The organism is Cryobacterium sp. CG_9.6, from assembly GCF_029893365.1.
GTDB lineage: Bacteria > Actinomycetota > Actinomycetes > Actinomycetales > Microbacteriaceae > Cryobacterium.
In genome coordinates this window covers 2,717,223-2,729,951 of record NZ_JARXUZ010000001.1, presented here as the reverse complement: position 1 = coordinate 2,729,951, position 12,729 = coordinate 2,717,223, and the positions used below count along the sequence as shown (strand labels likewise).

Genomic DNA, 12,729 nt, shown 5'->3' with positions numbered 1-12,729 from the left:
CTCAGGCATTCTCGAAGAGTGATCAGCAGATGATTCCAACGATGATGCACCGAAATGGGCTGGAGCAGGGCCACAAGTCCCGAATTAGCGACCGCGCTGTAACTTCTGCGTGATCTTGTGCGCCTCGTCGAGCAGCATCTGCCCCAGATAGGGTTGCCGTCCGGCGCGAAAGCGCGGCTCTATCCCGGTGAGCGAGAGGGCCCAGGTGGGCCGGCCCACGTGATCGAAAATGGCCGCGCCCATGCCCCAGCTCCCCTCCAGAATCAGCTCGGGATTCAGTGCGTAACCCGTGGCCCGCGTCTGCTCGAGGTGAACGCGAATGGCGGCGGGGGAGTGCTGCTCTCCCCACCGCTCCCGGAAGGCATCGTCCTGCACGAGTAACCGGTCCACCTCGTCGGTGGGCAGATATGCCAGTATCGCCAGGCCAGCGGATGCGACGCCCAGCGGAAACCGCACCCCCTCATGCAACACAAATGAGCGAATGGGGAAACTACCCTCCTCGCGGAGGAGGCACACGGTTTCACCGCCGCGCCGAATGGAGAGAAAGGCGCTCTCCCCGGTTTCCTCGGCAAGACGATGCAAACTCGGGCGGGCCAGATCTTCGATGCGATACGACTGCGCCGCAATGGCGCCCATGACAAAGATTTCCGGCCCCAATCGCCACGTGCCGGTGGCCGGGTCGTGATCGAGTAGCCCCTCGCTGAGGAGGGAACTCAGCAGTCGGTGCACGGTGGGCCGGGTCAGCCTGCTCTGCCGCACAATCTGGCCGAAGGGGAGACCCCCGGGGTCCTGCCCCACGAGCCGCAGCAGGAGGGCCACCCGGCTCACCACCTGCGTGCCCGGCACGGGTGTCGGTGCGCGGCTCGTGCCGTTCTCTGGCATGACGACTCGATTCTCCTCAGGGCCGAATGATGTCCATTATATGGACATGATGGCAGCACCTGACCACGGCGTGGAGGATTGTCGGGATTGTCGGGGCCGACTGTTGACATCTGCTGGACAAACGCGATTGGCTAAGGGGAGACGATCTGTCCACAACGTGGACATGGTGAATCGGCAGTCCACTCAACGAGGAGATTCAGTGACCAAGGTGCAGACAAGTGCGGCCGATGCTCTCGGCGACGTGCTCAGGGACGGCATGACCCTCGCCGTCGGAGGCTTCGGTCTCAGCGGTATTCCCGCCGACCTCATTGACGCGGTTCGGGCATCCGGTGTAAAAAACCTCACCGTGGTGTCCAACAACATGGGCATCGATGGCAAGGGCCTGGGTGTTCTGCTGGAGGCCGGGCAGGTGGGCAAGGTGATTGCCTCCTATGTGGGTGAGAACAAGCTGTTCGCCGAGCAGTTTCTGGCCGGCGCCCTCGAGGTGGAGTTCAGCCCGCAGGGAACCCTCGCGGAACGCCTGCGTGCTGGGGGAGCGGGAATCCCCGCGTTCTACACGAAGACCGGCGTGGGCACGCTCATTGCCGAGGGCAAGCCGCTCGCCGACTTCGACGGGGTCACCTACCTGCAGGAGCGCGGGATTGTGGCGGATGTGTCGTTGGTGAAGGCGCACATTGCCGATACCGGGGGAAACCTCGTGTATCGCTACACGGCGCGAAACTTCAACCCCGTGGTGGCCACGGCGGGCCTCGTGACGATCGTCGAGGCCGAGCACATTGTGCAGCCGGGCGAGATCGAGCCCGATCACGTGGTGACCCCCGGGGTCTACGTGCAGCGGATTGTGCAGTCGCGCAACCGTCCCCAAGACATTGAACAGCGAACCGTGCGCCCCCGCACCGTCGCCGCCTGATTTCGAGACTTTGAAGGAGAAGACACATGACCTGGACACGCGATGAAATGGCCGCGATCGCGGCCGAAGAGCTGGCTGACGGTGATTACGTGAACCTTGGCATCGGAATCCCGACGCTGGTGGCCAACAACCTACCGGCGGGAATCTCGGTAACCCTGCAGAGCGAAAATGGCCTGCTCGGGATGGGGCCCTTCCCCTACGAGGGTGAAGAGGATGGTGACCTGATCAACGCGGGTAAGCAAACCGTGACCGTGCTGCCGGGCGGTTCCATCTTCGACTCCGCCACGTCGTTCGGCATGATTCGGGGCGGGCACGTGAAGGTGGCCATCCTCGGCGCCATGCAGGTGGCTGGCAACGGCGACCTCGCCAACTGGACCATCCCGGGAAAAATGGTGAAGGGCATGGGCGGGGCGATGGACCTCGTGGCGGGCACCCCGCGCGTGGTCGTGCTCACCGAGCACGTGGCCCGCGACGGTTCGGCCAAAATCGTGACGGAGTGCACGTTGCCGCTCACCGGACTGGCGGTGGTGGACCGCATTATTTCCGACCTCGCCGTCTTCGACGTGACCCCCGACGGCCTCCTGCTGCAGCGTCTGGCACCGGGGGTGACGGTGGCCGAAATTCGTGAGAAGACCGAGGCCACCTTCCAGGTAGCTCCCGAGCTTGCGGAGGAACTCGTATGAGCCTCCAGGAACAGTTTGGCCGGGACGTGCTCCTCACCGGTTGGGGCCACAGTCGCTTCGGAAAACTCGTCGACGACACGCTGGAAACCCTCATCGTGCAGGTGGCGACCGAGGCGCTGGCCCACGCCGGCATCGATGCGAGCCAGGTTGACGAGATCTTCGTCGGTCAGTTCAATTCGGGCCTCACGCCGCTCGCTTTTCCCTCGTCACTGGCATTGCAAACGGATGCCGGCCTGCTGCACGTTCCCTCCACCCGCGTGGAGAACGCCTGCGCGTCCGGCTCCGCCGCGGTGCAACAGGGCGTGAAATCGATCCTCGCCGGGACCGCGCGCACTGTGCTCGTGATCGGTGCCGAGAAGATGACGCATGCCCCGGCCGAGCTCGTGGGGTCGGCTCTGCTCGGCGCCGACTACGACATGGCCGGAAAGGTATCGACGACGGGATTCACCGGACTCTTCGCCACCGTGGCGCAGGCCTACGCGGCCCGCTACGGCGCCATCGATGACGTGCTCGGTTCCATCGCCGCGAAGAATCACCGCAATGGTGTGGCAAACCCCTACGCGCAGTTGCGGAAGGATCTCGGTGAGGAGTTCTGCCGCACCGTCTCCGACCGGAATCCGATCGTGGCCGCGCCCCTGCGCCGCACGGACTGCTCACCCGTGTCCGACGGTGCCGCGGCTCTGATTCTCACCACCGAGCCCTATCGCTCCGCCACCGCGGCAACCCCGCCGGTGCGGCTTGCCGGGTTCGGCCAGGCCAATGACTTTCTGCCGGCGGCGCGTCGCGACCCCACCGAGTTCGCCTCCGCCCGCGTGTCGTTTCAGCGCGCGATGTCGATGGCGGGGGTGGCACTCGATGACCTGGACTTCGTGGAGGTGCACGACTGCTTCACGATTGCCGAACTGATCATGTATGAGGTGATTGGGCTCACCGAGCGCGGCGAGGGACGCCGTGCCATTGAGGAGGGCTGGGCCTACGTGGGCGGTAAACTCCCCATCAACGTGTCGGGCGGACTCAAGGCCAAGGGCCACCCGGTGGGGGCCACCGGGGTGTCGCAGCACGTGATCTCGGCGATGCAGCTCACCGGAACGGCGGGCGACATGCAACTGCCTCGCGCCTGTCGCGCCGCGGTGCAGAACATGGGCGGCGTGGGAGTGGCCAACTACGTGAGCGTGCTCGAGGCCGTGTAGCCACGGCGCCGATCACGACTGATATTCGGCTGATTGTTGAACAATTCAGGCAAGTAGGGCAGTCTAGAGGGAACAAATTTCTCGAGACGGGACACCGATGCCCAGCATTGATCTGAACAGCGACGTCGGGGAATCCTTCGGCATCTACTCCTTCGGTGACGACGCGGCCATCATCGCGTCGGTGTCGAGCATCAACGTGGCCTGCGGGTTTCATGCGGGTGACCCGAGCACCATCCGGGCCACCTGCACGTCCGCGGCGGCAGCCGGCGTGACCGTGGGGGCTCACCCGGGCTACCGGGATCTGGCCGGGTTCGGTCGACGCTTTATCGACATGAATCCCACCGAGCTCAGCAACGACGTGGTGTACCAGATCGGTGCCGTGCAAGCGCTTGCTCGCGTGTCCGGCACCGCGGTGCGCTACGTGAAGCCGCACGGGGCGCTGTACAACTCGATCGTGCATCACCCCGCCCAGGCTCGCGCGGTCGTCGAGGCTGTGCTCGCCGTTGACGCGACGCTGCCGATCATGGTGCTCCCGCATTCCGAGATCGAGCGGGCAGCCCGCGCGGCCGGCCTGCGCACCGTCGCTGAGGGTTTTGCCGACCGCGCCTATAACCCCGACGGCACTCTGGTGTCACGGGCGCTTCCCGGAGCCGTGCTGCACTCGGTGGCAGCCGTCACCGAACAGGTGCTGCGCCTGGCCGGCGACCATCAGGTGCTCGCCATCGACGGCAAGCTTATTGACGTGGAGGTTGAGAGCATCTGCTTGCACGGCGATACCCCCGATTCCGTGGTCTTGGCTGCAGCCGTGCGCGCCGCACTGGTGGGCTCCGGCATCACGATCGACAGCTTTATCTAGCGGATGCCGTCCATCATCAGATCCATCCGGCCCGTGGGTGACCGCTCTGTTCTGGTGCAACTCGCCACGCTCAGCGAGGTGCTGAGTCTGTACGAGACCCTTGCGGAGCATCCGCTCGAGGGTCAGGTGGATCTGGTGGCCGCCGCCGAGACCGTGCTCGTGAGCGCGAACACCGCCGCAGCCGCCCAGCGGATGCCCGCCGTGCTGCGGGCTCTCGACGCCAGCGTGACCTCGGCCGCGGATGACACGCTCGTGACGATCGACGTGGTCTACGACGGCGAGGACCTCGACGAGGTGGCCGAGCTCACCGGGCTCGGCCGGGAGGGCGTAATTGCCGCCCATACCGCGGGGCCATGGACCGCAGCCTTCGGCGGCTTCGCCCCGGGGTTTGCCTACCTGGTGGGCGACAACCAGCTGCTCGTGCCACGGCGCACGACGCCGCGGCACATCGTTCCCGCCGGATCCGTTGCGCTCGCCGACTCCTACTCCGCCGTGTATCCGCGAGTCTCGCCGGGCGGGTGGCAACTGATCGGTCGCACGGATTCCGTGATGTGGAGTCTCGACCGCGACCAGCCCGCCCTCGTGCAGCCGGGAAATCGGGTGCAGTTTCGAGCCGTGCGTGAGTTCGTGAGCGCCGCCGGAAGAGTGCGTTCGGAGGCTGTCACGGAGCCCGTCGGCGTGGCAGATGTTCGCGTCGTGCAGCCCGGGTTGCAGACCACCGTGCAGGACCTCGGCCGTGCTGGCCTCGCCAACATGGGCGTGGCCGGTGCGGGAGCGCTCGATCGTGGCGCTCTGCGCCGGGCCAATCGACTCGCCGGTAACCCCGCGTCAGCGGCGGTGCTGGAGAATACCCTCGGCGGCCTTGTGCTGGAGGCCCGCAGCGACCACGTGTTTGCGGTCACCGGCGCCGGCGTGCCGGTCGAGATCTCGGGCATCGCACCGGTCCCGCGCCGGGTACCCACCGATGCTCCCTTTGCCCTGAAGACGGGCGAACGACTGACTCTGGGTGCACCGGAGTGGGGAGTGCGTAGCTATGTTGCGGTACGCGGCGGCTTTGACGTGCCGCCGGTTCTGGGGAGTAGGTCCACCGACTCCATGTCCGGGCTCGGACCGGCGCCCCTGCAGGTCGACACGGAACTTCGGGTTGCATTCGCACCCCCCACTAGCGTTGTCGGGGCCCCGGAACCCACACCGGCGCCACCGAGCGAGGTGACGGAGCTGCGCTTTGTGTTCGGGCCGCGTGACGACTGGTTCAGCCCGCGCACGCTCGCCGACTTCACCGACGGCACCTACACCGTGACGGCGCAATCCAACCGCATCGGACTGCGCCTCGACGGAGCGGCCCTCACCCGGTCTCGAGACGGGGAGCTACCCAGCGAGGGCACCGTATCCGGCGCCATCCAGCTTCCCGTATCCGGCCTTCCGGTGCTTTTTCTCGCCGACCATCCGGTGACCGGCGGTTACCCCGTGCTCGGTGTTGTGCTGCACGCCGATCTTGATCTCGCCGCCCAGCTGGGCACCGGAGCACGGATTCGCTTCGTGCCCGTTATGCTTCCCGCCACCGCGGAATCCGCTACCCCAACCCCGAACGAGAGCTGACCCGTGCAGAAAGTTTTGATCGCAAACCGGGGCGAGATCGCCGTGCGTATTATTCGGGCCTGTGACGACGCCGGCCTCACCTCCGTGGCCGTCTACGCCGACGTTGACGCTGATGCCCTGCACGTGGGCCTGGCCACGGAGGCCTACTCCCTGGGCGGCAACAGCCCCGCCGACACGTACCTCAATGTGGAGAAACTGCTCGCCATCGCCGTGCGTGCCGGGGCCGATGCCCTGCACCCGGGGTATGGCTTCCTCTCGGAAAACGCCGACTTCGCGCAGGCCGTAGTGGATGCCGGGCTGATCTGGATCGGACCGACCCCCGAGAGCATCCGCGTGCTGGGCAACAAGGTGTCGGCACGCGAGATTGCCGTGCGGGTGGGCGCACCGCTGGTGGCCGGGTCGGAAGGTCATCTGGAGACCGCCGCCGAGGTGCGCGCTTTTGCCGAGGAGCACGGACTGCCCGTCGCCATCAAGGCGGCGTTTGGCGGTGGCGGACGCGGCATGAAGGTCGTGTGGGAAATGGATGCGATCGAGGAGGCCTTCGACGCGGCGGTGCGCGAGAGCGTGGCCGCGTTCGGCCGCGGCGAATGTTACGTGGAGCGTTTTCTGCACCGGCCCCGGCACGTGGAGGCGCAGATCCTCGCCGACGGACACGGCACCGTTATCGTCGTGGGCACCCGCGACTGCTCGCTGCAGCGCCGCAATCAGAAACTTGTCGAGGAGGCACCGGCCCCGTTCCTCACGTCTGCGCAGCGGGAGCAGATCTACGCCTCGGCGAAAGCCATCTGCATCGAGGCTCAGTACGTGGGCGCCGGCACGGTGGAATATCTGCTGGCCGACGACGGCACCATTTCCTTCCTCGAGGTGAACACCCGCCTGCAGGTGGAGCATCCCATTACGGAAGAGACCTCCGGTGTTGACCTCGTGCTCGCGCAGTTGCAGATTGCCGTGGGCGGTCCGCTGCCCGTGCTCGAAGACCCGGTGCCCACGGGCCACGCCTTCGAGTTCCGTATCAATGCCGAAGACCCGGGGCGCGGTTTTTTGCCCGCGCCCGGATCTGTGGCGACGTTCGTGGTGCCGAGCGGACCGGGCATCCGCGTGGATGCCGGTGTTCGGGCCGGAGACGCGGTGCCGCCGCAGTTCGACTCCCTGCTGGCCAAGCTCATCGTGACCGGTGCCGACCGGCCGCAGGCCCTTCGCCGGGCCCGCCGGGCCCTGGCCGAATTCGAGATCACGGGGCTGCCCACTGTGCTGCCCTTTCACCGCGCCGTCGTGAGTACACCCGCGTTCACTGGCGTGGAGGCGCTGGGCGTGCACACCAACTGGATCGAAACCGAGTTCGCCGAGCAGCTGGCCATCGACCCCGGCTTCATGCCGCACGAGGAGTCCGCTGCCCGTCGCACCGTCACCATCGAGATCGACGGCAAGCGCGTGGCTCTGGGGCTGCCCGAGAACCTCCTGGCCGGAATCGGTGGCGCTGCTGCGGCATCCGCTGTCTCGGACCCCGAGGTCAACCCCGGTGATGTGCGGTCCACAATGGCGGGAACGGTCGTGAAATGGCTGGCCGACGACGGGGCGAGCGTGACCGAGGGCGACCCGCTCCTCATTCTGGAGGCCATGAAAATGGAGTCGTCGGTTCTCGCCCACCGCACCGGAACGCTCTCCGGACGCCGCGTCACACCGGGCGACACCGTGGCGCTTCACTCCATCGTCGCCGCCATCGACGACTGAGTGGATACTGTGGGGCTATGACTCTCGACGAGATCCTTCCTCACCTGCGCCGGGAGACCGCGGACAGTAGACATGCCGAAACGGGAATATGGGCCGCGTCGGTGCTCCGCGAGCGCATTTCGGCGGGGCAGCTGGCCCCCGGTGCCAAGCTCGCGGAGCACATCCTGTGCGATGTGCTCGGGGTCTCCCGCAACACGCTCCGCGAGGCCTTTGCCACCCTCGCCGGCGAACACGTGGTCACCCGCATTCCCAACCGTGGTGTGTTCGTCACCCTGCCCACGGCCGACGACATTCGAGAGATCTACCGGGTGCGTCGTTTTCTCGAGTCGGCCGCCCTCACGTGGTCAACCGATGTCACAACGGATGCCCTCCACGCGGCGATCGCCCGCGGTCGCGCCGCACGCACCCAGGGTTCGGTGCTCGAGATGGCAAGTGCGAATCAGGCCTTCCACGCGGGCGTCGTCGCCCTGGCGGGGAGCGACCGGCTCAACCTGCAGATGAGTCAGGTGCTCGCGGAGATGCGGCTCGTGTTTCACTCCATGGTTGCCGATCCGTCTTTCCACGCTCCGTATATCGAAGAGAACGCTCGTATCCTCGAACGTTTCGACGCGGGGGACCGCGCAGAGTCGGCGGCGCTGATGGGCGTGTACCTGGTGCGCGCCGAAGCCGAGTTGCTGGCCGCCCGCGCGCGGTCCTGAGGCCGCGGGCGAGGCGCCGCGCTGCGCGGTGGTGGCGTTCGCGCCTTCCGGCCGCCCGGGAACGTGCAAAGGCCGCTGTCCTGAGGCCCGGGCCGAGGCATCCGCCCGTCATCGGTGGCGTTCGCGCCTTCCGGGCGCCTGGGAACGTGCGAAGGCTGCTACCCGGGGGCCGGACTTCGGTGCCGGGCGGCGCGGTGGTGGCGTTCGCACCTTCCGGCCGCCCGGCAACGTGTGAATGGCGCAACCCGGGGCCGTGGCGACTCGGCACCCATCGCTCCTCCCGGCCGGCCGGGAACGAGTGGTGGCTGTTCCCCGCGTGCCGCTTCGCGGCGTCCCCTGGCTCGATGGAAGTGTTCGCATCTTCCGGGTGCCTGGGAACGTGCGACTACCGTAACCCGAGGCCCGGGCCGAGGCATCCACTCGGCGCTTGATCGGCATCGGCGGCATCCGCACCTTCGGGGCGGCTGGGAAGGTGTGATTGGCGTCATCCCAAGGCCGGGTCGAGGCTACGTGGCGGTGTTTGCACCCTCGGGACGGCCGGGAAGGTGTGATTGGCGCCACCCGGGAGTCGGGCCGCGGTGCCGCGCGGCTCGGTGGTGGCGTTTGCACCTTCGGGGCGGCTGGGAAGGTGTGATTGGCGCTAAGGGAGAGCCGCGCCGCGGTGCCGCGCGGAGAGGTGGTGGCGTTCGCACCTTCGGGGCGGCCGGAAGGGTGTGATTGGCGCTAAGGGAGGACCGGACCGCGGTGCCGCGCGGGGAGGTGGCGGTGTTTGCACCTTCGGGGCGGCCGGAAGGGTGTGATTGGCGCTACCCGGGCGGCGGGCTAGGCCACGAGGTAGTCGGAGTCGCGCGCGTCGGTGATCAGCATGTGACCGGGGGCGTGGCCGATCGCCAGGGGAGGACGGGACTCCATCACCGCAGCCTGCGGTGTGACACCGCACGCCCAGAACACCGGCACGTACCCTGGGGGTACCGTCACGGCCTCCCCAAAGTCGGGGGTGCACAGGTCGCGAATTCCCAGAGCGCCCGGGTCGCCCACGTGCACGGGAGCACCGTGAACCGCGGGGTACTGCGCGGTGATGCGCACGGCATCCGCTACCCGATCTGCCGCGATGGGCCGCATGGAGACGACAAGCGGACCCGCCATGTCACCGGCCGGAGCGCACCGCACGTTGGTGCGATACATGGGCACGTTCCGACCCTGCTCGATATGGGCGATGGGGATGCCGGCGCGCTGCAGAGCCGCCTCGAACGTGAAACTGCAGCCCACGATGAACGTGACCAGGTCGGGGCGCCACCACTCGCGCAGGTCGGTCGGTTCGGCAACCAAGACGCCGTTCTCGTACACCGTGTATCGACCCACATCGGTGCGGATGTCCCCACCCACCAGCAGGGGACCGCTCGTGACGCCCGCCTCCAGTACCCCGAGGATGGGGCAGGGCTTGGGATTGCGCTGGGCGAACAGGAGCACATCGAAGGCCTGTTCGCGCGGCACGATGATGAGGTTTGCCTGAGTGAATCCACTCGACCACCCGGCGGTGGGCGTGGCCAGTCCGGTGCGGAAGAGCGCTCGCGCCGCGGCCGGGGAGAGCGCGGCGCGCTCGGCCGGGGTGAGGACCCCGGCGTGCGCGGGGCTGGTGGCCGGGGTGATCACGGTGGCTACACCCAGAGCTTCGCGATGCCGCCGAGAGACTGGTAGCCAAGGAAGAGCGTGAGCAGCCAGGCCAGAACGCCGATGAGGAGGAGCCATTTCGGGTAGACGTAGCCACCGAGAAGATCCCGCCGACGCCAGGCCACCCAGAGGATGACCGCGAAGCCCACGGGCAGGATCAGGCCGTTGATCGCACCGGCCATGATGAGCAGGGTTGCGGGTGCCTGACCGATGAAGGAGAAGACAATGGTGGAGACGGCAATAAACACGCAGGTGGCAATGCTGCGTATTCGCGGTGATGTTTTCGGTGTGGTGACGAAGGAGATCGACGTATACGCGGCACCGATAACCGAGGTGATTGATGCTGCCCACAGGATGATGCCAAAGAGCCGGAAGCCGAACTCACCCGCGGCGGACTGGAACGCCTCGGCCGCGAGGTTGTCGCTCGTGAGTGCCACACCGCCGGCGACAACGCCCAGGATGGCGAGAAAGAGGAGAACGCGAATGATGCCCGTGATGATGATGCCCAGAACGGAACTGCGCGTAATTTCGCGAACATTCCCCTTTCCGGATACGCCGGCGTCGATCATGCGGTGCGCGCCGGCGTAGGTGATGTACCCGCCGATCGTGCCACCGATGAGGGTGGTGATGATGAGAAAGTCGATGTTCTCGGGAATGACCGCGTTGCGGATGGCATCACCGAGCGGCGGCTCCGACACAATGGCCACGTAGCCGATCAGAATAATCATGATGGCGCCGAGCACCACGACGATCTTGTCGAGGGCAAGGCCGGCGCGCTTGCTGAGGAAGATAGCGATGGCCACCACGGCCGAGAGGATGCCGCCGAGGCGCGCGTCAATGCCGAACAGCACGTTGAGGCCGAGTCCCGTACCGGCGATATTGCCCACGTTGAAGACAAGTCCGCCCAGAAAGATGAGTGCGGCAAGGAACCAGCCGGCACCCGGCAGTACCGTGTTGGCCAACTCCTGCGCGCGTTTGCCACTGACACCAATGACGCGCCACACATTCAGCTGCACCGCAATGTCCACAAGGATCGACACCAGGATGGCGAAGGCGAAGGCTGCGCCCAGCTGAACCGTGAAGTTTGTGGTTTGCACAATGAAACCGGGCCCCACGGCGCTCGTGGCCATGAGGAACATTGCTCCCAGGAGAGCGCCGCGATGTTGACTGCGGGGCTTGCGTCGCTTCTTCTGAACAGGGGAAACCGTGGTGACCATGTGCTGCGCTCGCTTCGTTGGGGCTTGCCGCAGCGCCGGAGGTCACTGGGTTTGTGAAAGCCTACGATTGTTGAACAATCATCGCAAGGACAAAGGTGCGATTGGGGTGAATCAGCCGAAAACGTAACGTGCCCGTCACATAGCGGTCGCTGCGGGGGCAGTTAACGGGCGGGACGGCCGTCTGGGTGAGGGAGAAGACGCGCCTCGGTGCCGGGAACGACGCCCTCCTCCGTGGCCGTGGGAGCGGCATCCGCTGGAAAACCCTCAGTCATCGACAGTGGCATACGCGCGTTCACGTAGACATTTGCGGGCCCCGGGGAGGGCCGCCAGAACGCGGGCGCGCGATCGGGTACCGCGGGGAGAAAGGCGCCGGTTATGACTTCCACGCGCAGGCCGCCAGGGTCTCGAACGTAGAGAAAATTCTGCTCACCGAGCACGTGGATGCTGGGGCCGTATTCGAGATGCGTCGTCGGGCCGTGCTCGACGCGCACGCCGGCGGCCGCGAGCCGGGGAGCGGCGGCGAGAAGCTCGCTCCGATCGTCGATGCGGAACGCCACATGGTTCAGCCGACCGGTTCGGAGCGAGCTGTCGAGAACGACACCCAACTCGGGTGACGTGGCGTTGGCCCCGAGAACGGCGTACACGGTGGTGCCGGATTGCTCCAGAAGGGTCTGGGGCACCACCTGAAGACCGAGCACATCGCCGTGCCAGGTGAGGAAAGCTGCCACATCGCTGGTTGCGAGTGTTACGTGGTCGAGAGCCTGCGCCTGCGTGGTTGTTGCCGCGTCTTCGTCATCGTCGGGTTGGTGAAACTTGTCGGTCTGGGCAACGAGTTCCATGGTGTGTCCCCAGGGCCCCGTGAACAGGAAAGACCGGGTTCGCCCGAATGACCGCGCCCGCCACTGGCCAGCAATTCCCGCCGCGGCCACCCGCTCGGCCGCTTCGCGCAGCGCCGCCTCAGACACCGCCTGCCACGCCAGACTCACCAACGCCGCTTCCGGCCCCTGCTCCAGTGCCAGGCTGAAGAGATGGTAGTCGTCGGGTGTGCGGAGGTAGACGGAGGTGTCGTCGCGATGCACCTCGCGCAGCCCGAGATGCTCCGTGTAAAAGCGGGCAGACGCCTCACGATCCGGCGCCGCCAGCCTCACGTGCGACAGATGGGACAGCAGCTTGATCATGAGCGAGACAGCCAAACGTTGAGAGAGCGCGATGCGGTGCTTCCAGCCGAACGCCCACACTGCCCGGGCCGGCCCTCCTAGGACCGTATCAGCCACAGGTCGGAGAGGAGCGGA

Annotated in this window: 11 protein-coding genes; 7 read left to right on the top strand and 4 right to left on the bottom strand. The window is 66.6% G+C overall.

Annotated elements, in window-relative coordinates; translation table 11 throughout:
* Positions 1–84: 84 nt before the first annotated feature.
* Positions 85–882: an IclR family transcriptional regulator gene (locus H4V99_RS12495; protein WP_280678771.1), complete on the bottom strand. Its 798-nt coding sequence runs from the start codon at positions 880–882 to the stop codon at positions 85–87.
* Positions 883–1,081: 199 nt separating this feature from the next.
* On the opposite strand from H4V99_RS12495, the gene H4V99_RS12490 reads away from it, so the two are divergent.
* From H4V99_RS12490 to H4V99_RS12460, 7 genes are all read left to right on the top strand, one after another.
* On the top strand, positions 1,082–1,792 hold the full coding sequence (locus H4V99_RS12490) for a CoA transferase subunit A (protein WP_280678769.1): 711 nt from the start codon (positions 1,082–1,084) through the stop codon (positions 1,790–1,792).
* Positions 1,793–1,818: 26 nt separating this feature from the next.
* Positions 1,819–2,475, top strand: coding sequence for a CoA transferase subunit B (locus tag H4V99_RS12485; protein WP_280678767.1), 657 nt, complete (start codon positions 1,819–1,821; stop codon positions 2,473–2,475).
* The gene (locus H4V99_RS12480; protein WP_280678765.1) at positions 2,472–3,665 is read left to right on the top strand and encodes an acetyl-CoA acetyltransferase; all 1,194 of its coding nucleotides are present in this window, start codon (positions 2,472–2,474) and stop codon (positions 3,663–3,665) included. The genes H4V99_RS12485 and H4V99_RS12480 overlap by 4 nt, the downstream gene beginning before the upstream one ends.
* Before the next feature lie 97 nt (positions 3,666–3,762).
* Positions 3,763–4,521 carry a 5-oxoprolinase subunit PxpA gene (locus tag H4V99_RS12475; protein ID WP_280678763.1) on the top strand — a complete coding sequence of 253 codons (759 nt, stop codon included), beginning with the start codon at positions 3,763–3,765 and terminating at the stop codon, positions 4,519–4,521.
* Between the two features lie 3 nt (positions 4,522–4,524).
* On the top strand, positions 4,525–6,120 hold the full coding sequence (locus H4V99_RS12470) for a 5-oxoprolinase/urea amidolyase family protein (protein ID WP_280678761.1): 1,596 nt from the start codon (positions 4,525–4,527) through the stop codon (positions 6,118–6,120).
* Between the two features lie 3 nt (positions 6,121–6,123).
* The gene (locus H4V99_RS12465; RefSeq protein ID WP_280678759.1) at positions 6,124–7,851 is read left to right on the top strand and encodes a biotin carboxylase N-terminal domain-containing protein; all 1,728 of its coding nucleotides are present in this window, start codon (positions 6,124–6,126) and stop codon (positions 7,849–7,851) included.
* A gap of 17 nt (positions 7,852–7,868) precedes the next feature.
* Positions 7,869–8,549 (top strand): GntR family transcriptional regulator, encoded by a 681-nt coding sequence (locus H4V99_RS12460; RefSeq protein WP_280678757.1) that lies wholly within the window; start codon positions 7,869–7,871, stop codon positions 8,547–8,549.
* 822 nt (positions 8,550–9,371) lie between these two features.
* On the opposite strand, the gene H4V99_RS12455 is transcribed toward H4V99_RS12460, so the two are convergent.
* The 3 genes from H4V99_RS12455 to H4V99_RS12445 form a co-directional block, all read right to left on the bottom strand.
* Complete coding sequence (locus H4V99_RS12455; RefSeq protein WP_280678755.1) at positions 9,372–10,202, bottom strand: putative hydro-lyase; 831 nt, start codon at positions 10,200–10,202, stop codon at positions 9,372–9,374.
* Between the two features lie 5 nt (positions 10,203–10,207).
* On the bottom strand, positions 10,208–11,437 hold the full coding sequence (locus H4V99_RS12450; protein ID WP_280678753.1) for a divalent metal cation transporter: 1,230 nt from the start codon (positions 11,435–11,437) through the stop codon (positions 10,208–10,210).
* A 161-nt stretch (positions 11,438–11,598) separates the two neighbouring features.
* The gene (locus H4V99_RS12445) at positions 11,599–12,711 is read right to left on the bottom strand and encodes a VOC family protein (protein ID WP_280678751.1); all 1,113 of its coding nucleotides are present in this window, start codon (positions 12,709–12,711) and stop codon (positions 11,599–11,601) included.
* Positions 12,712–12,729: the final 18 nt, after the last annotated feature.